Genomic DNA, 23885 nt, shown 5'->3' with positions numbered 1-23885 from the left:
TAGGAAAAATAGGAGATGATGACATGATAACACGTGATGAAATTCTAGAATATGTGAAGACAGCATATGGTATATCACCTGACTATCCATGGGAGAAGTATCCAAATTATGTAGCTTTGAGACATCAAGGGAATCATAAGTGGTTTGGACTTATTGTAGACATTACGGCTGATAAAATCGGATTAGACTGCGATAAAGTGATTGATGTTATGAATGTCAAGGTTGAGAAGGAATTGATAGGTGCATTGAGACGAAAGAAGGGTGTTTATGAAGCTTATCACATGAATAAAGCCAACTGGGTGACACTGAATTTGGAAGAACTGGCATCGTTTGATGAACTGATAGAATTCATCGAATCGAGTTATGATTTAACGAGTTAATATTAAAAGTTGTGACGAATTTTTTAAAGATGTCCCCCTTTTAGTTAGAAGTTGAAAAAGACATGATATATTTCGGTTTTTATAATTGACAGGGAATGTCTTTCCGTCTAAAATAAATTTAATCTGATTAAAAAACTAAGAATAGAGGTACATAATCATGAAAAGAATTTTGTTTTTAATGGTTGCCTTTGCAATTGTACTCGCTGCATGTGGCAATGACAGTGATTCAAAAGACAGTAGTAAAAATGAAGATAAAAAGATTGTAGTAGGAACTGAAGGGACATATGCGCCGTTCACATTCCATGATAAAAACGACAAGTTAACAGGTTATGATGTAGAAGTAACGAAAGCAGTGGCGAAAGAAATGGGCTATGACGTAGAATTCAAAGAAACACAATGGGATTCAATGTTTGCAGGTCTTGATGCAGGTCGTTTCGATGTCATCGCTAACCAAGTTGGAATAAATGACGAAAGAAAAGCAAAATACAAGTTCTCAGATCCATACACATATTCAAATGGTGTATTAGTTGTAGCTGAAGATAACGATGAGATCAAATCATTTGATGATGTAAAAGATAGAAAACTCGCACAAACATTAACATCAAACTATGGTAAGTTGGCAGAATCTAAAGGTGCAGAGATTACAAAAGTTGACGGTTTCAACCAAGCGATGGATTTATTATTATCTAATCGTGTTGAAGGAACTTTCAATGACAATATCTCATATTTAGATTATAAAAAACAAAAACCAAATGCGAAAATTAAAGCTATCCAAGGTGATGCAGAACAAAGCCAATCAGCGTTTGCATTCAGCAAAAAAACGGATGACAAAGTTGTAGAAGACTTCAATAAAGGTTTGAAAAAAATAAAAGATAATGGTGAATTAGAAAAAATTAGTAAGAAATGGTTCGGAGAAAATGTTTCAGAACCTAAATGATGAGCAGCTTCATGCATTAAATGCTGCGAAACAAGCTTTTTTACCTATGTTAGAAGGCTTAATTAAGTACTCTATACCAATAACAATTGTCACATTTGTTATTGGTTTAATTTTAGCCTTGTTTACTGCGTTAATGCGTATTTCAAGCAGTAAAGTATTAAGAGGAATTGCACGGTTTTATGTATCGATTATTCGTGGAACACCGATGATCGTACAGTTGTTCATTATCTTTTACGGTATTCCTGAAATAGGTAGGCTTGCAACCGGTAATGCAGACAATCAATTGACTTTGTCTCCAGTTGTAGCAGCCATCATTGGTTTGTCACTCAATGTGGGGGCATATGCTTCTGAAATACTAAGAGGGGGCATCATGTCAATCCCAAAAGGGCAAACTGAAGCGGCATATTCAATTGGGATGAGTTATAAGCAAACGGTTCAACGTATTATTTTGCCACAAGCGATTAGAGTATCTGTCCCTGCGCTAGGGAATACATTCTTAAGTTTAGTAAAAGATACATCATTATTAGGATTTATTTTAGTGGCAGAAATGTTTAGAAAAGCACAAGAAGTGGCATCTACGACATATGAATTTTTAACCATTTATTTATTAGTAGCACTGTTATATTGGGTGACATGTTTTATTATCTCTATTGTTCAATCTTACTATGAATCTTATATTGAAAGAGGGTATCGCTCATGATCGAACTTCAAAACATCAAAAAGTCATTTAACGATAAAGAAGTCATCAAAGGGATTAATCTTTCAGTTGCGCAAGGTGAAGTGATTACCTTAATTGGCAAGTCAGGTTCCGGTAAGACGACATTATTGCGTATGATCAATACGTTGGAATTACCGACAGAAGGGACAGTATTTGTCGACGGTGAAACCTATACAAATGATGACAAAAAGTCTCAGATCAAAGTGAGAAAGCAATCAGGCATGGTTTTTCAAAGCTATAATCTCTTTCCACACAAAACAGCCATTGAGAATGTTATGGAAGGCTTAGTGACTGTTAAGAAGATGAATAAGCCACAAGCCTATGATGAAGCATTACAATTGCTTAGAAAGGTCGGACTAGAAAGTGTCAAAGATCAAAGACCGCATGCTTTATCGGGTGGACAGCAACAACGTGTAGCGATTGCGCGTGCCTTAGCCATGAATCCGAAAGTGATGTTATTTGATGAACCAACTTCCGCATTGGACCCAGAATTGGTGAATGATGTATTGAAAGTTATCAAAGATTTGGCTAACGAAGGCATGACAATGGTCATTGTGACGCATGAAATGCGCTTTGCACGTGAAGTATCAGATCGTGTTATTTTCATCAATGAAGGTCTCATTGGCGAAGAAGGTAAGCCAGAATTACTGTTTAACCAACCACAAACAGAAGAATTGAAGAAATTCTTTAATGTCATAGACGTTTAGAAATAGTAGCTGTATCAAGTTGTTTTAACTTGGTATGGCTATTTTTTATTTTGACTGAAAGAATTCTAATCGTTTTTTAATTTTTGCTTAAGTAATGTCCAATAATCTCACGTTATATTAGTGTCAATGAATGATAGACGTTAAGGAGAATCGGGATATGAAAATAGTAGTAATTCCATCTGGTTTCAAAGAGAGTTTAAGTGCAGAAGAAGTGGGCATGGCGATTAAGCAAGGAATCGATAAAGTGGAAAATTCACATGATGTGAATGTGATTCCAATGGTAGATGGCGGAGAAGGTTTTGCTGAGACGATTGTGAAGTTGAAGTCAGGGAAGCTGGTTCATCATAAAGTGACAGGCCCCATAGGTGAAGAAATTGATGCATATTATGGTGTCTTTTATGAAAATGGTATACAAACTGCAGTCATTGAAATGGCTGTTATCGCAGGGTTGAAAAATGTTCCTAAACATATGAGAAACCCACTGAAAACGACGACATATGGTGTTGGAGAAATGATTTTAAAAGCGATTGCTGACGGAGCAGAGCGCATCTTAATTGGCTGTGGTGATTCAGGGACCAATGATGGTGGTATTGGCATGGCACAAGCACTCGGTGTTCGTTGCTATGACGCATCAGGTCAACCAATACAAGTCGTTGGTGGCGGTGATATTCATCATATTCATAAAATAGATTATAGTGGTTTAAATGTGGATATTAAACGTATCCCAATTGATGTTGCTGTGAACTGGGATAATATCCTTTGTGGGGAATCAGGTGTCGCAAGAGTATATGGTCCGCAAAAAGGGGCGACGCCAGAACAAGTCGCTTTATTATCTCAAAACCTAGAATATTTAGCGGAGCTTTATGGAGAAATATCTACGAAAAACTTAAAATACGGTCAAGGTACAGGGGCGTCAGGTGGTTTAGGTGCAGGTCTCATTGCGATTTGTGGTGCGAAGTTGCATCCGAGATTTGAAATTATCATGAAATATATTCAAATATCAGATGCGATTCAAAGCGCAGACTTAGTCTTTACAGCGGAAGGTTGCTTAGATTATCAAACGCCACACGGCAAAATACCGTCAGAAGTTGCAAGGATTGCGAAGTTGTATCAGAAGCCAGTGATTGCATTAGCAGGTACAATCGGTAAAAATGCAAAAATCAATTATGATAACGGTATTGATGCATTTGTCAGTATTATTCCGCAACCTGCGACATTAGAAGATTCGATAATGGATGCGAGTAGATGGCTAAAAAGTTGTGCGGAAAATGCGATGCGTAAAGTGATGATTGGAATAATTATCGGAAAAGCGATGAAATCACATGTTGTATAACCAATCAAATCGGACGTTAATCGTTACTATTTGTTGTTTGTTGGTTGCCGTTATAGTCATGGGCATGAGTGATTTTGATTATTTTGGCAAAATAAGCATTATTTTGTTTGTTGTATCATTGATACTGTTTGTAACGACGTCACTGCCACCTACATTGGTCGCATTGCTACTGCTGACAACTGGGGTTGTGCTTGGGTTACCCAAATCATTATTACTTCATTCGTTTAACCAAGATATTATTTGGTTGATGATTGGTGCTTTTATGATCAGTGGTGTATTAGAACAAAGCGGATTGATTCAACGCATGACAATGTGGGTATTGAAACAAGGACATACACGTAAAATGAATCGGTTAATTTTTGGGCTAGTACAGTTAGTGAGTATCGTGATTCCATCGACATCATCTCGTGCTGTGATATTGCTTCCACTATATCAACAAATTATCGCTAAGTTACCGCAATTTAAAACATTTTATAGCTTAGTATTTCCTGTTCTCATATTGATGGGATCTAACTTAACATTATTAGGTGCAGGAAGTCACCTGATTGGCATGGGGTTATTACAAGCACAAAATAAAGAAACACTGAGTTATTTTGAATTTTTATATTTAGCTGCACCGTTTGGGATTGTTATTGCCATCATTTCAGTATGGGTGATATATCGGTTTACGCATATGCGTCATGTGACAATTCATGTCGATACACATACAGAGATAAGTCAGCCATATACGAGACATGAAAAAAAGACGCTGCTCTTGTTAATTTTGACGATTATTTTCTGGTTGACGGAATGGCTACATCAAATTGATATTGCTGTCGTTACTTTTTTCATTGCGTTAATAATGACACTACCCATTTTTAACATGATCTCTTTCAAAGAGAGTCTAAAGTTCATCAATTGGAATTTGATTTTGTTTGTGGCAGCTGCGAGTGCATTGGGCACATTGTTAGTGGAATACAAGGTAATTGATCAATTGCAAGAATCATTATTTTCCAGACTAACAACTATAAAGGGTATACATGATGGTATTTTGCTCATATTGATATGTATCATCACGGTGCTGTCACATCTCATTATTACGAGTCATACAACACGAGCAGTCGTTCTAATCCCGAGCTTTTTAGTCTTATCCGAGTTATATCATCTGAACGCTACATCAGTCGTATTTATTGCACTTATAGGAATGAATTATTGTCTGACCTTCCCTGTCAGTTCCAAAGCATTATTGGTATTTTTTGAGGGGCATGCAGGATTTACATCTAAGCAACTGATACAGCTGAGTTTGATTTTAACGCCTGTTTATATTATGTTGATGGTGCTATTTTATTATTGTTATTGGCAACCAATTGGACTAACACTTTAAGAGGTGAACTATGGACCATATTTTGATTATTGAAGATGATGAAAAAATTGCACGAGTGATTGAACTAGAATTGGAATATGCAGGTTATCAAGTGACTAAAGCACATACTGGAAGACAAGGGTTAAATATATATGAAACAGAACAGGTAGATTTAATATTGTTAGACGTCATGATTCCGGAGTTGAATGGCTTAGAAGTGTTACGTCGTATTAGAATGTCTGATACAGAAACACGCATAATTATGCTCACTGCACGAGATACAGTGATGGATAAGGTAGGGGGACTGGATAGCGGTGCGAATGATTATATGACAAAGCCATTTGAAATTGAAGAATTATTAGCACGAATACGTGTACATTTGAAAGATAAACAGAAAGAAATAACCCAAGAAGTGTTGACGTTTAAGCAATTGTTAATGTATCCCAATGTTCGTGAAGTTTACGTCAATGATACGTATATTTCCTTGACTCAAAAGGAATATGATTTACTGTATTATTTCATACGCAATAAAAATCAAGTATTAGCACGTGAACAAATCATTGATGAAGTATGGGGATATGAGTATGTGGGAGATACAAATATTGTTGATGTGTATGTGCGTTACATTCGCAAAAAACTGGGTCCTTCTCATGATTACATCACCAGCGTACGAGGCATCGGTTATATGTTGAAGGATACATCATATGAAGCTTAGAACGAAGATTCAAATGTACACAACGGTGATGATTGTCATTACTTTAGTGATTGTGAATGTATTTGTTTATATGACATTTAAGCGGAACGCGATTCATAGTGAAGTACATCAAATTGAAAATAGAGCGATTAATATTATTAAGGAATTAGAAAAGTCACAGAATCAGCATGGAGATAATGAAAGAATTATTGTTAATCACCTATTATCAGATGGTTCGATTGCGATTGTCGATGATAAAAATAAACGCAAACTGCACATTATGACGAACAAGGACTACCGATCACTTGTGACGGGCTATTCTAATCAGCAAGTGGATCGATATATGGAACATGACGGACATTATTTTGTGATGGTCTCTATCCCGGTTGTTTGGGAAAATAAAGAAACGGTGAATTTACAAATTTACGAAAATGTGGACATGAAACATGAATCCTTTGAAACACTCAAATGGATATTAATTGGTTCAACCGTTATGTTGACGTTGATTATTTTTATTTTGAATATGATTATTACACATAATATTTTAAAACCGATTCATCTGCTGATTAATAAGATGTCCAACATTTATAAGACAAAAGGCTATCAAAAAGTTGAAAAATTGGAGCATACTTCTAAAGAGTTAGATGATTTAACGGATACGTTTAACTTAATGATGACGCGATTGAGTGATCAAGAAGAAAAGGAGCAGCGTTTCATAGCGAATGCATCTCATGAACTTAAAACACCTATTACAGTGATTCACAGTTATAGTGAAATGTTGAAGCGGTTCGGCAAACAAAAGCCAGAACTCCTTGATGAAGGTTTAGATGTCATACATGAAGAGTCAAAACGAATGAAAAGTTTGGCAGGACAAATGCTACAAATCACTTCTTTTCATCAAAAGAAACAGCAAGTGGAATTAACACAGTTTGATGTCGTTGAAGTGCTGGACAGCTTGATAAGCAAATTAATGTTAGCATATGATCGTTTAATTGTTTTGACTGATACATCAAGACCTGTTTATATCACAGCAAATAGGGAGCAATTGATACAATTGTTTACGATTTTTATAGATAACGCCATAAAGTATAGTGATGATCAAATAAATATTCATGTCGATGAAATAAAAGAAGACATTCAAATTCACATTGTTGATAGCGGAGAAGGAATTCCTGAAGAAAGCTTAGATAAAATTTTCGATCGCTTTTATCGTGTGGACAAGGCACGCACGAGAGAAAACGGCGGAAGCGGACTTGGCTTGTATATTGCGAAAGAAATCGCACAACAGAATCATGTATTGATTGATATTGTCTCTACTGTGGGGGAAGGGACGAATGTAACACTTAAAATGAAGGAGCATGTCATTGAATAAATTGATGAAACCTATTTTGTATACAATTATCTTTGTGCTTGCTTTAGTGTTGGCAATGATGATATTTCAAAGTAATAAGACGTTATTGAGTGCCGAAGATGGGAAAGCGATTGTGAAAGAACGGTATTCAGGACAAATCAAGCGTTTTGATGCATCTGAAGATAAAGGTCATTTTAAAGTGACAGTTGAAGATGAGCAGAAATATTTTCAATTTCAACTTGATCGAAGGACAGAGAAAATATCTCATTTGAAAGTTGTTAAAAGAAAGCAAGAGAAACAGACGGAGCCAAAGACTAAAAAGGTACAGCAAGAAAGTAAGAATAAAAAGAAAGCAGAACGTGAAAAGACGCAACAAGAGACGGCACAATCAGCAGCGATACAGCCGACACAGAATGAAACAGCTGTACAAAATTCTACGCCACAATCCAATGTACAAGTTCAACCGAATCCCTACTACTATTATTCGGACGATGATGATGACGAAATGGATGATGATTAATATCGTAGTAATGAAAATAACAGGCAGTCAGCAATAGAGACGTTCTCTACTGCTGATTGCCTGTTTATCATTTAAATAGGAAAATACAATGTTACGGTTGTTCCTTTACCATACGTACTTTGGATTTCAATATGGCCACCAATCTGATGTGCAAGTGTTTGAGCAATATATAAGCCCAAACCTGAACCGCCTCGATCAAGATTGCGTGATGGCTCTATACGAAATGTTCGTTCAAATACACGATTCAAATATTTTGATTCAATCCCTGTGCCTTCATCTCTCACAGAAATTGCTAATTCACTTGGTGACAGTTGTTTAACGTTGACATCGATGGGTGTTCCAGTTTCTGAAAATTTCAAAGCATTATCAAAGAAGTTTGAAACAATTCGTTCAATCACCACCTTATCTTGCATAAAGCGTGGAATTGACGTATCTGCGTTTACAGTGATTGAGCGGTGTTCTTGTTCCAATTGCTGTTGGTAGGGATCCAATATTGCTATCAGCAATTGATCGACTTGTAAGGAGACTTTGTCTTGTGAATGTGTTGTGACACTCACCATAGATGTTAAGTCATCAAACATATGACTTAATCGATCGGCTTGATTAATCAATACATTGTATGCGTGTTGTTGAGAAGTCGTACCATCAATCATGCCGTCTCGTAACGCTTCAGAATAAGACTTAATACTTGCAAGCGGAGTCTTTAGATCATGGGCTAAGTTTTGAACCATGTACATCTTTTCAGCTTCTTCATCTTTAATCTGAGACATTTGTTGTTCAACCCGTCGCACCATTACTTTGAATGAGTCGTTTAGCTCTTTCAGTTCTGATGGAGATGAGATGGTGATAGGATCAATATTGAAATCACCTTCCGATACTTTCTGTGTTTCTTTATTAAGACGTTCAATTTTATGAATTGTTGGAACGATAAAAGTCAATGCAATCATCATAGTCATCATACTGGAAATCATTGAAAAAAGTGTGAGAAACAATGTTTGTTGTGCATCGAACCACATTAACTTATAAAGAATGAATAAGAACAGTGTTGTGATGATAACAGAAGTGACAAAGGAAAGGAATAATTGTTTGCGAATTGTCATCTAATGCCTCCTTTGAAACTTGTAACCAAGTCCCCAAACTGTTGTAATGACATAGTCATCATAGCTGTGTTGTTCGAGTTTTTCTCGCAAGCGGTGAATGTGAACATTTAACGTATTCATATCTTCGTAGTAATCATAGCCCCATACTTGTTCGAGTAAATCAGTCTTTGATAGAGCGACATTTTCATGTGTTGCGAAATACCACAGTAATTCAAACTCCTTCACTCTTAAATTGACTGTTTCTTTATGAATTGTCACGGTTTTTGTCAAATTATCTAGAAAAAGCGCTCCAAATGTTAAAGTATCTTGGGCGGCAGGTGTGTGCTTAACACGTTTTAATATATTTTTAGCGCGAATAACGAGTTCACGGGGGCTAAATGGTTTCTTGACATAATCATCTGCCCCAAGCATAAGGCCATATATTGCATCGGATTCTGTTGTTTTCGCTGTGAGATAAATGTATGGAATTTCTAATTGACGTGCCTGCATTTCTTTCACAACGGTGTAGCCATCTTTGTCTGGCATCATAATGTCTAGAATGATGAGATCGATAGAGGCATCCAACAGGTCTAATGCTTCTTGGCCATTGTTAGCAGTCGATACGGTATAACCTTCAAACTCAAAATAAGTTTTACATATATCACGAATATCTGGTTCGTCATCCACTATGAGTATGTGTTCCATGTATATCATTCCCTAGTTTTTTTCTTTTAAAAAAGCGAAATAAATCAATTGAATCTAAGATGTCTTTGTTCATTAATAATATTATAAAGAAAAACAACTGTAATGGATACGTAAAAATCATATCTGCTAAAAGATAATTTAACATTACGAAGACGCCGAAGAAGCTGGCAGTATATGATAAGATGCCAAGAATTAATCCAAGACCAATTGCAATTTCGCCAAGTGGTATCAACCATTGAAATAGATCAAGTTGATTATTTACGATATTGGCAAAGAAAGTTTTATACCATTCTGGAATATCTGGGCTTTTTTGAACGACAGGAATTAATCCACTGATTGCAAACCCACCTGTTAGTTTTTCAAATCCTTGCATTAACATGACGATCCCGCTTCCCATTCTAATGAGTAAAATGATTAGTTTCCATATTGTGTTCATCATCATTGCCTCCTTTAATTAAAAGAGATAGAATCCCCAACTGTGGCAGAATTCTATCTCACTGAAATGTTTCAATATCTTTTGTAAAATGCGATATTTGGGCTTATTTTAGCATCGCATTACCGAACACAACATGTGCTTTGTCGCAGTAGATTGTCACTGTGTCATACTCTTCAACATTGACATCTTTAAGGTCGAAAGTTTGTTTCATTTCATCGTATTTTACTTTGTCGATTTTCATTCCTTTTTCAACATCGCCATTTTTAGTTAAGTACACATGTAAGTCTGGACCTTTATCAGATTTGAAGTCAGTTAGCATTAATTTGCCGTCTTTGATCATAGCTTTACCTTCAACCATTTGATCATTTTCGCCTTTGAACATGCCTTCTTTCATCATCATGTCTTTATTAGCCATTTTTTTATCATCCATCTTTTTGTCTTCCATTTTGCTTTCCATCATTTTGTCATCTTTTTTCATTTCTTTGTCGTCATCCATGTTACCGCATGCGCCTAAAAGTAATGTTGTTGCAACTGTTGTTGATAATAAGACTGATTTGATTTTCATGATTAATTCCCACTTTCGTTTTTGTTTTTATTGTTTTGACACTTTGTATGTTACAGGAGCAAAATCTTAATTCACATTAACTAATGATTAACAATTCTTAACTAAATCTTAAATCGTAAAACGAGGTTGTGAGTAAAGCGTTTAAAATTCGAGTAGAACCCAAGCAATTATCAAAATAGCTTTTTTATTTTGTGGAATTGCGACGTTCTATCGAGAATTTTGCTTTACGAACACTGACATCTCGAGGTTGTGAGTAAAGTGTTTTATCGCTAGCAGTTAAAGTAGATATTATAGGCAGATTCGTTTACTTCATCTGTTAATTGGCATATGATGTGTTTCATAACAACAGAGAAGGATGTAATTCAAATGACAGAAAATAATTTAAGTAAACAGCCTGTACCAGATAGAGCGGAAGACAATGCGTATTTCCCGTCTGAGTATTCGTTGTCATTATATACAGCACCTAAAACAAACTTTGATGGTGTAGAACATAAAGGCGCCTATACAGAAGGTAAATGGAAGGTTTTAGTTATTGCGGCAGATGAAAGATACTTGATGTTGCAAAATGGTAAAATGTTTTCAACAGGTAATCATCCAGTCGAGACGTTACTACCATTACATCATATGATGGAAGCTGGATTTGATGTGGATATTGCGACATTGTCAGGCAATCCAGCTAAGTTGGAGCATTGGGCGATGCCAACAGAAGATGAAGCGGTAATGGAAACTTATGAGCAACTTAAAGCGAAACTGAAAGCACCGAAAAAATTATCAGATATTGTCACTCAAGGATTAGGATCAGATTCTGACTACTTGTCTGTCTTTATTCCGGGTGGACATGCGGCACTGATTGGTTTACCAGAAAGTGAAGATGTTCAACAAATTCTAGATTGGGCACTTGCGAACGATCGTTTTATTATTACGTTGTGCCATGGGCCCGCAGCATTACTTGCAGGTTCATTGAATCGTCAAACATCTGCGTTTGCAGGATATGAAGTATGTGTCTTCCCAGATGCTTTAGATGAAGGAGCGAATATTGATATTGGATACTTGCCAGGTAAACTCCAATGGCTTGTTGCAGAGAGTTTAACGCAAGATGAGTTACATGTAGTAAACCAAGAGATGACCGGACAAGTTCATAAAGATCGCCAATTATTAACTGGGGATAGTCCACTCGCTTCTCATGCATTAGGTAAATTGGCAGTAAATGAAATGTTAGCGCATATTCAATAAAAGTAGAATTGGAACATATACATTTATTTATATAAAACTTCTAGTCATACTGGGGTAGGATAATGGAATCTTTTGTAGAATGAAGATTTCTATTCTACCCCTAAATTTTGTTCAAATGATAATAGTTGTGAGAAGCATCCAGATTTTCAGGTGTTGTTGGTGATTGCCAAGAGCACAAATGAATAGAGAACGCGTTTCTTTTTTTAATATCTAGGTTTATGATGGTTCGAAGTGGGTAAATTAAGATAGCTTAACATTCGAAGCCAAATAGTGAGGGTTTGAAAGCTATTATAAAAAATTAAATTTTTGTTCACTATTTTTGAAATTTATGTTTTCAATCATACATTACGGGTATATTGAATGTGAGACAATTGACAACAAAATAGGAGGTGACGCAAGGTGAGACGACTTAAAAATTTCTGTCTAGGATTATTAATGGTGGTCATCGTAGGATTCTTATTGTTTATGTATTTAGACTACGAACCAATCAAACAATATCAAAATTATTTCTATCAATATGAGTGGTTCCAACCATTATTGATCGGCTTATCTGCGTTTTTAATTTTAATAGGGTTTATTTTATTTTTCAGTGCGTTTAAACCAACGCACCGTAAACCGGGGTTATATCAAGACTATCAAGATGGACATATTTATATTTCACGCAAATCTATTGAAAATACAGCGTTGGATACAATCAAGAAGTATGATGAGATTCGCCAACCGAATGTAGTAGCGAAATTATACAACAAAAAGAATCATAACTTTGTTGATATTAAAGCAGACTTTCTTGTACCAACAACTGCAGTGAACATTCAATCTTTAACAGAACAAGTGAGAGCAGATGTTAAAGAAAGTGTTGAACGTTTTTCAGAAATGCCAGTGAGAAAGTTAGAAATCAATGTGCGTGATCAACGTCAAAGCGGCGAAGCACGTGTAGTGTAAAGGAGGGTTCCTATGGCTAACCAAAATCAAAATGGTCAAGGTGAACAAGTAACAAATGATCAGATAATTGCCTTATTACGCAGTTATAAATGGCGTATTGTCGGGTTCTTCTCTTTCCTTATCATTGCAATCTTGTTTTTAACGCTTGGCTTTTGGAAAACAATTTTAATTTTAGTTTTATGTTTAATCGGTGTCGGAGTTGGGTATATTAAAGACCGAACACAAGATTTCTTGAATTTACTGAATCGGTTAAGCTAACTTGCAAAACGTATCAAGATTTTAGAAACAGTGTAAATACAATATTTAAAAATAAGGGAGTTTTTTATTATGACAGTAGATAACAATAAAGCAAAAGAAGCATACAACAATAACACAGGTGTAAACGAAAAAGAACAAGAAAAGCGTCAAGAAAACCAACCACAATTTTCAAATAGCTTAACATTCTCTGATGAAGTTATTGAAAAAATCGCTGGTATCGCAGCACGCGAAGTAAAAGGTATTTTAGACATGAAAGGCGGCTTTGTTGACAGCATCAGCGGTTCATTCACAAGCGGTAACAATGTAACACAAGGTGTATCTGCTGAAGTTGGCGAAAAACAAGCAGCAATCGACTTAAAAGTTGTTTTAGAATACGGTGAATCAGCACCAAAAATCTTCCGCAAAGTAACTGAGTTAATTAAAGAACAAGTGAAACACATGACTGGTTTAGAAGTTGTGGAAGTAAACATGCAAGTTGAAGATGTAATGACTCGTAAAGAATGGCAACAAAAAAATGAAAAAGGTAACAACAACGAGCAAAAAGGATTACAATAATCCGTTATTTGATGAAGGAGCTGAGACATAGTACTCAGCTCCTATTTTTAAAATATAGAAATAAGTGTAATGGCAGTAGGTGTCTGAAGTGAAAATGCGTTTTTACAAACTTTGGGAGCACTACAAAAATCATAAACATTTATAATGATTTTGTAGTAGTGCCCCTGCAAAGATGATTAGATGTGTGACAAGTTTATTAAGTAAACGTAGTCACATATCAATCAGCTACTGCAAAACTTCTAGTCATCCTTGCCGGGGTGGGACGACAAAATCTTTTATAGCAAAAAGATTTCTGTCCCACTCTTTTTTTATGTTTTCACATAGACAATTATCGATATAGATGATAGTCTATGTAGAGTAAAGGGGGCATTCTATGTCGTATCAAGTATTAGCTGTACAGTTGAAAGTATTGGCAGATGCCAATCGTTTGGAAATTATTGATTTATTGTCGTGTGGTGAACTATGTGCTTGCGATATACTCGCGCATTTTGAGTTTTCTCAGCCAACGCTAAGTCATCATATGAAAGCACTCGTTGAAAGTGGAATGGTGATAGTGCGTAAAGAGGGGAATAAAAGAATGTACAGATTGAATGCTGAACCACTTGAAACAATTAGTGTGAACTTGAATCAAGTACATAGGGGAAGCGAACAATGTATTTGTAAAACAATGAAAGGTGGAACATGTTGATGATGCTTTTAGCAATTATCATTTTTTTAGTCACATTACTTTTTGTAATCTGGCAACCTAAAGGGTTAGATATCGGTATTACCGCACTGATTGGTGCGTTGATCGCAATTATTACAGGTGTAGTGAGTCTTGGTGATGTATGGGAAGTAACAGGAATTGTATGGAATGCAACGCTAACTTTTGTTGCAGTCATTCTTATTTCATTGATTCTAGATGAGATTGGATTTTTTGAATGGTCAGCGATACATATGGCTCGTGCTTCAAAAGGGAACGGCTTAAAGATGTTCATCTATATTATGTTATTAGGTGCAATTGTTGCAGCATTTTTTGCGAATGATGGGGCAGCCTTAATATTGACGCCGATTGTGTTGGCGATGGTTAGAAACTTAGGATTTAATGAAAAAATTGTATTTCCATTCATTATTGCCAGTGGTTTTATTGCAGATACAACTTCATTGCCATTGGTTGTGAGTAACTTAGTGAATATCGTATCAGCCGATTATTTTAATATCGGGTTTCTAGAATATTTTGGGCGTATGATCATTCCTAATATTTTTTCATTGATAGCGAGTATTGTTGTGTTATGGTTGTACTTTAGAAAGGCAATTCCGAAGTCGTTTGATGCAACGCATTTGGCTGCACCGCAAGCAGTGATTAAGGATGAGCGATTATTTAAAATATCATGGGTCGTACTAAGTGTCTTACTAATTGGTTATCTTGTGAGTGAATGGTTGAAAATACCCGTATCACTTATTGCAGGAAGTATCGCATTTATCTTCGTCTTATTAGCACGAAAATCACCTGCCGTTCATACAGCACAAGTCATCAAAGGTGCACCATGGAATATTGTTGCCTTTTCAATTGGGATGTACCTTGTTGTATTCGGATTAAAAAATGCAGGGATTACGACGTTGCTTGCTGATGTGTTAGCCAATATTTCTCAGTATGGTTTATTTAGTAGTGTTATGGGAATGGGGTTCATTGCAGCATTTTTATCATCTGTTATGAATAATATGCCAACTGTTCTAATTGATGCGATTGCAATTAATCAGTCGAATGTGACGGGGATACTACAAGAAGGAATGATTTATGCGAATGTCATTGGATCTGACTTAGGACCTAAAATCACGCCGATTGGCTCACTCGCAACATTATTATGGTTACACGTTTTGACACAAAAAGGTGTGAAGATCTCATGGGGGACTTACTTTAAGACAGGTATTGTAATTACGATTCCCGTATTGTTTGTCACGTTATTAGGTTTATATCTTACATTGATTATTTTTTAAGAAAGAGAGAACGATATGGATAAAAAAGTGATTTATTTTATTTGTACAGGTAATGCTTGTCGAAGCCAGATGGCAGAAGGATGGGGCAAGCAAATACTCGGTGATTCATGGAATGTGTATTCAGGTGGGATTGAAACGCATGGTGTGAACCCAAAAGCCATAGAAGCGATGGATGAAGTGGGGATTGATATTAGTACTCACACTTCTGATTTGATAAATCCAACGATATTAAATCAAGCAGATTTGGTTGTCACTTTATGTAGTGACGCAGATAAAAATTGTCCAGTGATGCCCCCACACGTAAAGAAAGAACATTGGGGTTTTGATGATCCCGCAGGTCAGCCATGGTCTGAATTTCAACGTGTTAGAGATGAAATTAAAATAGCTATTGAAAACTTTAAAAATAGATAGAAAAAACGCTACGAACTCATTTTGATGGAATGGGTTGTAGCGTTTTTTGGTTAATGTAATGTTTTTGGTTTTTGTAAAGTAATAACGATGAAGAAGGCCAGTAGACTCGTTGCAGCTGCAATATAAACTGTTGCATGAAGACTCAGATGTGAAACGATCACACCGCCGAGTAGTGCACCTAGTCCAATACCAGCATTTAATGCAGACATATTCCAACTCATCACTTGGCTGTGATCACCATCAACTTGACTGATAAGCCCAGATTGTACAGCTGGATTCGTACTCCATTCAATTATATGCCAAGCAAATAAAGTGATGAGTAGTAGGATTGATGTTGCCCATAATTGGTTGAGTAAAGTTAAGATAACGGCAAATGCTAAACTACTGAATATCAACCATGTCTTAAATGAAAGTTTATCGGTAAAGTAGCCACCCATTGAAGTACCAAGCATCCCTGCAACACCAATAACTAGTAGCGCGAGAGATACGTATTGTAATGTATGACCACCCGATAGAATTAACGGATTAATGTAGATGTAAGCGATGGAATTCGCAGTGAGTAAAATAAAAGTGACTGCCAATAGTTTGATAATTTCTTTCTTACTATGTACATTCGGTTGGTTATGACTTGTACTACTGCGCGTATGAACATTCATGTGGAGTTCACGTGGCAAGTAAATCACAAGAAGGATAGTCACTAGTAAACCTACAAAACTAATTAAACCAAATGTGAATCGCCACCCGAGCCAATCACCGATTAATGTCCCGATAGGCACGCCGAATACGTTTGAAGCACTAAAACCCGTATAGACAATGCCGAGCATCCGACCTCTTTTGTGTGGTTCTGAGAGAAAAGAGGTGATGGCCAATATTTTTACGACGATTAAAGCTGCGGCGGCTGATGATAAGATACGTCCAATGACTAATACGATAAAGTTAGGAGACAATGCAATCATCATATTGCCTATAATAAAAACTGCGATTGTTACTAGTAAAACAGGTTTTGGTGCATAGCGTTCTGTCAATTTGACTAAGATTGGACCTGTCAAAGCAAATGTAAAAGCATACACGGTTACAAGTTGTCCAATCCAAGCTTCTGAAATATGCAGGTCGGCACTCATCAAACTCATAATACCTGCGACGACCATTTCGACCATGCCCACAATAAAAATACTTAACATAAAAGTGAATGTGCGCATCACTGTCATTGTTATCAGAACTCCTTTGAAGAATAGTCTCTGCGCACTATTGTAAACTATTTCAAGTTGTAACAACAGTGTTTAGCAAGAAATAGTAATGTTAAAAAATTTAAAGTGTCCATAAATAGAGTTTTCGACAGAACTGGGAGCACTACAAAAAATGTGTATAGTTTCGTTGTAGTGCCCCTGTATAGGTGATGCGATATATGGAAAGTACATACGCATAGACATATATCTCATCAACTAATACTCATAGCTCTCCAAAATTTGGAAATCAATTTTGATCGCAGCTCTGGTTCTGCTCAATCCCTAAACGCTTCTTTCACAACCTCGTGATGTCAGTGTTCAAAGTACAGAATTTTCGACAGAACTTCGCAGCTCTACAAAATCAAAAAGCGATTTTGATCGCAGCTCTGGTTCTGCTTAAATTCTAAACGTACTTTTCACAACCTCGTGATGTGCCAAGGGGTTTTCTACTTTTACATAAGTATAGGCGTGTGCTTCATCTAATAGACGCATTGTTGTTACACATTTATAGTCAATAACTGAATTAAAGAAAATCTCTTCAATTTCTTCAAGTCTTTGTGTATCAAAGTCATCATTACGGAAGGTTGTGAATAAAGATTCTATATGATCACGGACTATGTGCCATAAATCTGATTCAAGGGATTCGGCTGTATAATAATCACTTAATGCAGCGACAAGTTCGCCAAGATGATTTTGAACGGTCGCATAAAACGCTTTATTAAAGACTGACTTCTGACTGTCTGTCAAAATACGAGATTTTTCATGAAAGTTTGATGTGTCATACCCCATTTTATTAAGTTGTTGTGTATCAATACGCAGTCCTTCAAAGTCTCGGATATACATATGATTGAGTAAGCCATCTTCTTTGTTAAAAACGGCAATCGTATTTTGTAAATGCGCTTCGAGTGCAATACCATATTTAATTAAAAGTGGCATGACGTAATCAATTAACGAAGTAGCATATCGAGAGAACCATTGTTGAACAGCGGTATGTTGGCTAAGTTCTGGATGATGCTGATGGTACCGCTCAACCAGTTCGATGATTAAGGATGATTCTTGGCGAGGTGTACCTACAATCAAACTGGAAGGAATTAAAGGTAAAACAGTGTCATCAAGATCGTGATAGATGTTATGGCGCAACAGTGTACCGAGTTGTTCACTACGACGTTCTTGAGTGTCTGGCGTGTCATTTTGATTGAAAAAGTGTACGCCTGCTAACTCGTCAACAGCACTTGTTGAGACGTGAGAAAACCATGTGTCATGTGTTGTAATATCGCGCAATATTTGGGTCATTAACGGACCGTTGTGTGTTGTTTGTTCTGATAGCGTACGTATTTCCCCTGTAATATGAACGTTGGTCGAGAGTTTGATGTGTGGCGTCAATTTAGGGCGTTTTGGCATCAATGTACGAAAAGATAAACCGGCATAATAATCATATGTTACATCTACGGGTAAAATGATTTGTTGCGCCAACTCGTCAGCATAATCTGCAGACAATATGTGGTCATATTGCCAAGGATGTACAATCATGAGTTGGTAATCCGAACGATCAAGTTTCGATGTGTGAAGGGCTTGTTCGCATGCTGCTTCTAAACCGTCGAATGCATCATATAATATCGCATCAAATGATTTGTTTAAGTTTTGTACTTTTACATAGTTTTGATGCACTAATATAAAACGCAGTCCTATGGGTTGTTCATACTCTGAAGAATAAGCAATCGTTTCTTCTGCCGTCATCCCTTTGCGCAACTTTGCACCTGGATGAATAGGGTGGCCTTCTACAACGGCTTGTTCAGACGCAAGGTAGGGATCTGATTGTTGTTCGATTATTGTTAAAAGCGTATCTGTTGTATGACGATATTTCAATTGCTGATAGCTTATTGCAAGTGCCATATAACAAGCGCTATTGTTTAAATCATCACGAAATTGTTCAGCAGCTGGTCCTGTGTATTGCGCATTCTCAGCGATGATTGCATCGAGCAGATGATTGGGATGTTTGATGCGCTCATAATGATCGTTTTGACGCCAATAAAAAGGACCAACGACATCAATTCGGTTAAATGCATGGTGACCTGTAATCTGTGCACATAAAAACATCTGAGATTGAGAAAACTGTATTTCAAGAACAGTCTCGTGTTGAAGTGGTGATTCAGGCAATGAAGTATGATCAACTATCTCACTGTGTATGTATCCATCTATTAGATTTTCTCGATAAATTGATGTGATGAGTCTTGCAGTAATTCGATCACGACCGACCGATAAAGCTTGTTGAAATGACTCTGCCCATTTTAGGTTTTTCTTGCAGATTGTCTCATATGTTGCGCGTTCATCATTTGTCATGATGGTTATCGGTGTTTCTATTTGTTTATGTTCAGCATTCATTTGAGCACCTCATTTATATCATATCTTTTTTATTTACAAACAATATTATAATTCGTATAATCCATAATATCGGAAATGAGAACGATTATCAATTAAAGGGGAGTGGATAACGTGGCAAAATGGTTCTATTCCGGTGCCTTTTTACTCTTTCTTGGTAATTGGATTGGACAAATTGCGTTAAACTGGTATGCCTATCAATTAAATCATCGTGCATTTGATCTTGCATGGATTAATTTCTTTCGCTTAGTGCCCATATTTTTATTGAGTATATGGGCAGGGGCAATTGCCGATCGCTTTAGACGTTGTACACTTATCAAGTTAAGTATTAGTTGCTCACTTATGATTACAGCAACATTAACGTGTGCAATTGTCATAATGGGAGAGATTTCTGTCTATTACCTTTACCTTTATGCTTTTTTACGTGGGTGTATGAGTGCGATTGAAACACCTGTTAGACAGGCAGTTTTACCAGATTTATCAGATAATCTTTCTATCTCGAAAGCTGTCTCTTACCAATCATTTATTTTGAATACATGCCGATCTATCGGTCCAGCAATATCTGGATTTCTTATCGCATCGACAGGTGTTCAAAGTGCCTTTGTCGTACAAGCTATTTGTTACGTATTATCGTTGATTGTAAGTATGCCACTTCGTTTTGAAGTAGCAGAGCAACCGAATTGTAAAAAAAGCGGGGCATTCGCCGTTGCATGGCAATATTTTAAAGTACATACACAAGGGCGTCATATTTTTATGACCGCACTTCTTATGATGGCAACAGGGTATTGTTATACGACATTGTTACCCATATTAACAGATACACATTATCCCAATAATGCAAAACTATTTGGTGTTGCGATGGCAATCAGTGCAGCTGGAGGGATTATAGCGACACTCATCATACCGAAAATGCTACAATATATCTCTTCACAACGCCTATATTATATCAGCTCGATATTATTTGGGGGGAGTTTGATGTGCATCTATCCATTTGGTGTCGTTGGATTGATACTGATGATCTTTTTTGTAGGTTTATTTGGACAGATTGCACGTACAACGAATCGTATCTATTTTCAAAATGATATCGATTCAGCACATCGTGGTAAAATATTGAGTGTTGTAATGATGGATCGTGGGATGATCCCACTCGGTGCGTTACTAATGAGTGTGTTATCGGAATATGTAGACATTGCGATGACATTTATGACCATGGGGATGGCAACTTTATTAATAGCGATAAGCAGTTATATTGTGATGATTAAGACGAATGGAGGCACAAGTCAATGACAATGATGCATCAACATAAAGCAGATCAACTGATTCAATATCGTGTGTTATTAGCGTGTATGAAAGAATCGCTGTTCCCATCGACTGCGTATATTGAGACAACAAAAGGCGAAGTAATGATTCAATATCAAGAACACCTTTTACATGTGAACTACCTGACGAAAAGTGCATTCTTTCAAATGACGATGGAGGGCCCGATTAGTTATTCGATAGGAAAAGAAAAGAAAGAAGTAGTGTGTTTACGTGAACTTATTGAAATATTAAAGGCAAACTTTGGTATAGACTTTCATGAGCGACTCATAGACGAGCTGGAACATAGTGTACTTGGATTATCACTGAGCCTTCGTCAATATGAACATCGAGAAACAGCGATGCGTCATGCATTAAAATTTTCACGTATGCCGAGTGAATTGAACTTTATTGCATGGTTGGCACATATGAATGAAGATAGTGACTTCTCTGCACTTGGGTACACAGAAGGGATGATTTGGCATGGCCATCCGTCACATCCATTAACGAAAACAAAGCTACCGTTAACATCTGGAGATATTCAAGCCTATGCGCCAGAGTTTATGCGGATAGTACCCTTAAAGATTGTGTTACTACATAAAAATATCGTACAAGAAACGGCAATGAATGATGATGCAAACTTTGTATTGAACACTGTTATTCCAGATATGAAGCGACAATTGCAACAATATCTTGCACCGTATGATGTGGCACTTGAAGATTATCGAGTATTATTCATCCATCCTTGGCAATATGAACATGTGATTGTCACACAATTCAGTGAGTACATCCGTACACATCAACTGATCCCAACACCTTTAACGGTTGATGCAAAACCAACGTTATCGTTCAGGACGATGTACTTGTTAGGACGCCCTTTCCACATTAAATTACCAGTCAATGTTCAAGCGACAAGTGCAGTGCGCACAGTATCAACAGTGACAACAGTAGACGGTCCACGACTCAGTCATCAACTGCAAGCGATGTTGACGCAATATCCTACGTTACAAGTAGCGATGGAACCATATGGTGTGCATATTGATGCACCAGCTGACATTGCACGACAATGTGCAATGATTGTACGTGAATCTCCAGAGAACACTCATAGAGATATTATACAAATGGTGACGGCATGTTTAATTGAACGTAATCCTGTTGACAATCAGGTGGCAGTGGATAGTTTGATTGAATACTTATACGGAAAGATAAATGAAACGACGATTTCAAACTTCATCCGTACATATAGCCAAGCATTGATAATACCGTTAATTGCGTATATTCAGCAATACGGAATTGCTCTAGAAGCACACCAACAAAATACGATTTTAGAAGTGGATAAAAATAATCAAACACTGTCTTTTATTGTTAGAGATTTGGGTGGCGCTCGCTTGGATTTATCAACATTACAGCGTGCAATACCGGGGGTAGAAGTGACTAATACAAGCCTTATTGCGGAAAATATTGATGCTGTGATTGCGAAATTCCAACATGCTGTTATCCAAAATCAACTGGGGACACTCATTCATCATTTTAAACACAAGTATCAATGTGATGAACAAGCATTGTACGAAATTATTCGTGACGTTTTATATGAAGCAATTGATGACACACAACCGCATGCGATGGCATTGAAACGTATATTGTTTGGTGAAGAAGTAGTTGTTAAGGCACTCTTAAACATGCGCATGAAACAACAAGTAAAAAAATACACAACAATTGCACTGGAAAATCCACTGCATGAAAAGAGGGTGTTTTAATATGGGTGAGATTCATATTCATTTAAGCAAAATCAAATATAATGCGCTGTTATTACAACAGATGTTATATCAGCGCCAAATTCGTATGATTCCTGTCGCAAAATGTATGGCGGGCGATGCACAAGTTGAGAGTGCTTTGAGAGACTTGGGGTTTGATTTACTTGCAGCATCACGGTTAAATCATATTTCTGAAGTCCAAACACAGCGCAAAGACTTTATGTTAATTAAAGGGTCGCTCCCAGAACAAGCACCACGTACTGTGCAACTAACACGCATCAGCCTACAAACTGAGCTGGAAACGATTCGTGCGTTGAATGAAGCGGCAATTGAACAAGGCACAACACACCAGTTGCTGCTTATGGTGGACTGGAAAGATGGACGAGAAGGTGTGTTAACATACGAAGTGGTTTCGTATGTTAAACAAATTAAGAAGATGAAGGGCATTGACTTTAGAGGTCTTGCCTTTAACTTTATGTGTTACAGACAAATGCCACCAACTGAAGATGACTTACCTTATATGAACCAGTTTATTGAAGCGGTAGAACGAGATACAGGCATTCATTTGCATACCATTTCAGGTGGAAATTCAAGCATGCTCATGTTAGCGATGTACCAAGATATGGGACGTATCAATGAGTTACGCGTTGGAGAAGCAATATTTAGAGGTGTTGAAACGGCTTATAATATGCGATTGCCACAATTGTATGATCAGGTAGTAACGATGACTGGAACCATTCTTGAAATCAAGCCACGTCTAGATCTGAGAACACGTCAATCATACTTACAAGCAGTTGTAGATATTGGGCAGTTGGATACAGATGTAAGTGATATGGTACCAATGGATGATCAATTATCAATCGTTGGTTATACGAGTGATGTATTATTGATTCATCTCGGTTTGGCAGATTATTATCAAATAGGCGATAAGATTCCATTTGAACTTGGATATTCAGCTATTGCACAAAGCATGCACAATCAACAGTTAGAACGTAATTATATAGAAGATGAAGGCATTGAGTTGCTCATTCAAGGGATTGTTGATAAGAAAAAAGAAAAATTTAGTGTACACCATTGACAGTGATAA

Annotated in this window: 25 protein-coding genes; 19 read left to right on the top strand and 6 right to left on the bottom strand. The window is 36.8% G+C overall.

Going from position 1 to position 23885, the window contains the following annotated elements; translation table 11 throughout:
- The first annotated feature begins 23 nt into the window (after window positions 1-23).
- From MUA51_RS08685 to MUA51_RS08645, 9 genes are all read left to right on the top strand, one after another.
- A complete protein-coding gene (locus MUA51_RS08685) occupies window positions 24-380 on the top strand; it encodes an MmcQ/YjbR family DNA-binding protein (RefSeq protein ID WP_262559405.1) in 357 nt (118 codons plus the stop codon).
- 157 nt (window positions 381-537) lie between these two features.
- Complete coding sequence (locus MUA51_RS08680; protein WP_262559404.1) at window positions 538-1317, top strand: amino acid ABC transporter substrate-binding protein; 780 nt, start codon at window positions 538-540, stop codon at window positions 1315-1317.
- On the top strand, window positions 1298-2017 hold the full coding sequence (locus tag MUA51_RS08675) for an amino acid ABC transporter permease (protein ID WP_262559403.1): 720 nt from the start codon (window positions 1298-1300) through the stop codon (window positions 2015-2017). Before MUA51_RS08680 ends, MUA51_RS08675 begins: the two co-directional genes overlap by 20 nt.
- Complete coding sequence (locus MUA51_RS08670) at window positions 2014-2742, top strand: amino acid ABC transporter ATP-binding protein (RefSeq protein ID WP_262559402.1); 729 nt, start codon at window positions 2014-2016, stop codon at window positions 2740-2742. The genes MUA51_RS08675 and MUA51_RS08670 overlap by 4 nt, the downstream gene beginning before the upstream one ends.
- A gap of 157 nt (window positions 2743-2899) precedes the next feature.
- Complete coding sequence (locus MUA51_RS08665) at window positions 2900-4075, top strand: glycerate kinase family protein (RefSeq protein WP_262559400.1); 1176 nt, start codon at window positions 2900-2902, stop codon at window positions 4073-4075.
- A gap of 64 nt (window positions 4076-4139) precedes the next feature.
- Window positions 4140-5438, top strand: coding sequence for an SLC13 family permease (locus tag MUA51_RS08660; RefSeq protein WP_262559399.1), 1299 nt, complete (start codon window positions 4140-4142; stop codon window positions 5436-5438).
- 10 nt (window positions 5439-5448) lie between these two features.
- Complete coding sequence (locus tag MUA51_RS08655; protein ID WP_262559397.1) at window positions 5449-6132, top strand: response regulator transcription factor; 684 nt, start codon at window positions 5449-5451, stop codon at window positions 6130-6132.
- Window positions 6122-7483, top strand: coding sequence for a sensor histidine kinase (locus tag MUA51_RS08650; protein WP_262559395.1), 1362 nt, complete (start codon window positions 6122-6124; stop codon window positions 7481-7483). The genes MUA51_RS08655 and MUA51_RS08650 overlap by 11 nt, the downstream gene beginning before the upstream one ends.
- On the top strand, window positions 7476-7982 hold the full coding sequence (locus MUA51_RS08645) for a hypothetical protein (protein ID WP_262559393.1): 507 nt from the start codon (window positions 7476-7478) through the stop codon (window positions 7980-7982). Before MUA51_RS08650 ends, MUA51_RS08645 begins: the two co-directional genes overlap by 8 nt.
- 71 nt (window positions 7983-8053) lie before the next feature.
- On the opposite strand, the gene MUA51_RS08640 is transcribed toward MUA51_RS08645, so the two are convergent.
- The 4 genes from MUA51_RS08640 to MUA51_RS08625 all read right to left on the bottom strand — a co-directional run bounded on the left by MUA51_RS08640 (window position 8054) and on the right by MUA51_RS08625 (window position 10767).
- On the bottom strand, window positions 8054-9082 hold the full coding sequence (locus MUA51_RS08640; protein ID WP_262559391.1) for a sensor histidine kinase: 1029 nt from the start codon (window positions 9080-9082) through the stop codon (window positions 8054-8056).
- Complete coding sequence (locus MUA51_RS08635) at window positions 9083-9766, bottom strand: response regulator transcription factor (protein ID WP_262559389.1); 684 nt, start codon at window positions 9764-9766, stop codon at window positions 9083-9085.
- Window positions 9741-10202 (bottom strand): DoxX family membrane protein, encoded by a 462-nt coding sequence (locus MUA51_RS08630; RefSeq protein ID WP_262560891.1) that lies wholly within the window; start codon window positions 10200-10202, stop codon window positions 9741-9743. The genes MUA51_RS08635 and MUA51_RS08630 overlap by 26 nt, the downstream gene beginning before the upstream one ends.
- A gap of 103 nt (window positions 10203-10305) precedes the next feature.
- Window positions 10306-10767: a DM13 domain-containing protein gene (locus tag MUA51_RS08625; RefSeq protein WP_262559388.1), complete on the bottom strand. Its 462-nt coding sequence runs from the start codon at window positions 10765-10767 to the stop codon at window positions 10306-10308.
- A gap of 366 nt (window positions 10768-11133) precedes the next feature.
- Between MUA51_RS08625 and hchA the strand changes: the two genes are divergently transcribed.
- The 7 genes from hchA to arsC all read left to right on the top strand — a co-directional run bounded on the left by hchA (window position 11134) and on the right by arsC (window position 16143).
- Window positions 11134-12000 carry a glyoxalase III HchA gene (hchA, locus tag MUA51_RS08620; RefSeq protein WP_262559387.1) on the top strand — a complete coding sequence of 289 codons (867 nt, stop codon included), beginning with the start codon at window positions 11134-11136 and terminating at the stop codon, window positions 11998-12000.
- Between the two features lie 399 nt (window positions 12001-12399).
- The gene (amaP, locus tag MUA51_RS08615) at window positions 12400-12942 is read left to right on the top strand and encodes an alkaline shock response membrane anchor protein AmaP (RefSeq protein ID WP_262559386.1); all 543 of its coding nucleotides are present in this window, start codon (window positions 12400-12402) and stop codon (window positions 12940-12942) included.
- A gap of 12 nt (window positions 12943-12954) precedes the next feature.
- Complete coding sequence (locus MUA51_RS08610) at window positions 12955-13200, top strand: DUF2273 domain-containing protein (RefSeq protein WP_262559385.1); 246 nt, start codon at window positions 12955-12957, stop codon at window positions 13198-13200.
- Window positions 13201-13269: 69 nt separating this feature from the next.
- Window positions 13270-13755 (top strand): Asp23/Gls24 family envelope stress response protein, encoded by a 486-nt coding sequence (locus tag MUA51_RS08605; RefSeq protein ID WP_262559383.1) that lies wholly within the window; start codon window positions 13270-13272, stop codon window positions 13753-13755.
- 373 nt (window positions 13756-14128) lie between these two features.
- Complete coding sequence (locus MUA51_RS08600) at window positions 14129-14443, top strand: ArsR/SmtB family transcription factor (RefSeq protein WP_262559382.1); 315 nt, start codon at window positions 14129-14131, stop codon at window positions 14441-14443.
- Window positions 14440-15732: an arsenite efflux transporter membrane subunit ArsB gene (gene arsB / locus MUA51_RS08595; protein WP_262559381.1), complete on the top strand. Its 1293-nt coding sequence runs from the start codon at window positions 14440-14442 to the stop codon at window positions 15730-15732. The genes MUA51_RS08600 and arsB overlap by 4 nt, the downstream gene beginning before the upstream one ends.
- Window positions 15733-15747: 15 nt before the next feature.
- A complete protein-coding gene (arsC, locus tag MUA51_RS08590) occupies window positions 15748-16143 on the top strand; it encodes an arsenate reductase (thioredoxin) (RefSeq protein ID WP_262559380.1) in 396 nt (131 codons plus the stop codon).
- Window positions 16144-16193: 50 nt separating this feature from the next.
- On the opposite strand, the gene MUA51_RS08585 is transcribed toward arsC, so the two are convergent.
- Together MUA51_RS08585 and MUA51_RS08580 are read right to left on the bottom strand one after the other, a co-directional pair.
- Window positions 16194-17351 carry an MFS transporter gene (locus tag MUA51_RS08585; RefSeq protein ID WP_262559379.1) on the bottom strand — a complete coding sequence of 386 codons (1158 nt, stop codon included), beginning with the start codon at window positions 17349-17351 and terminating at the stop codon, window positions 16194-16196.
- A 414-nt stretch (window positions 17352-17765) separates the two neighbouring features.
- Window positions 17766-19751: an IucA/IucC family protein gene (locus MUA51_RS08580; protein ID WP_262559378.1), complete on the bottom strand. Its 1986-nt coding sequence runs from the start codon at window positions 19749-19751 to the stop codon at window positions 17766-17768.
- A 111-nt stretch (window positions 19752-19862) separates the two neighbouring features.
- Between MUA51_RS08580 and MUA51_RS08575 the strand changes: the two genes are divergently transcribed.
- From MUA51_RS08575 to MUA51_RS08565, 3 genes are read left to right on the top strand one after another with little or no spacing between them, the layout of a single operon-like run.
- Window positions 19863-21035: an MFS transporter gene (locus MUA51_RS08575; protein WP_262559377.1), complete on the top strand. Its 1173-nt coding sequence runs from the start codon at window positions 19863-19865 to the stop codon at window positions 21033-21035.
- Window positions 21032-22801, top strand: coding sequence for an IucA/IucC family protein (locus MUA51_RS08570; protein ID WP_262559376.1), 1770 nt, complete (start codon window positions 21032-21034; stop codon window positions 22799-22801). Before MUA51_RS08575 ends, MUA51_RS08570 begins: the two co-directional genes overlap by 4 nt.
- Window position 22802: 1 nt before the next feature.
- Window positions 22803-23876 carry an alanine racemase gene (locus tag MUA51_RS08565; RefSeq protein WP_262559375.1) on the top strand — a complete coding sequence of 358 codons (1074 nt, stop codon included), beginning with the start codon at window positions 22803-22805 and terminating at the stop codon, window positions 23874-23876.
- The last annotated feature ends 9 nt before the right edge of the window (window positions 23877-23885 follow it).

The organism is Staphylococcus sp. IVB6214 (genome assembly GCF_025558585.1).
Lineage (GTDB): Bacteria > Bacillota > Bacilli > Staphylococcales > Staphylococcaceae > Staphylococcus.
Note: the sequence above shows the minus strand (reverse complement) of the source record. Positions and strands in the feature narration are given on the sequence as shown.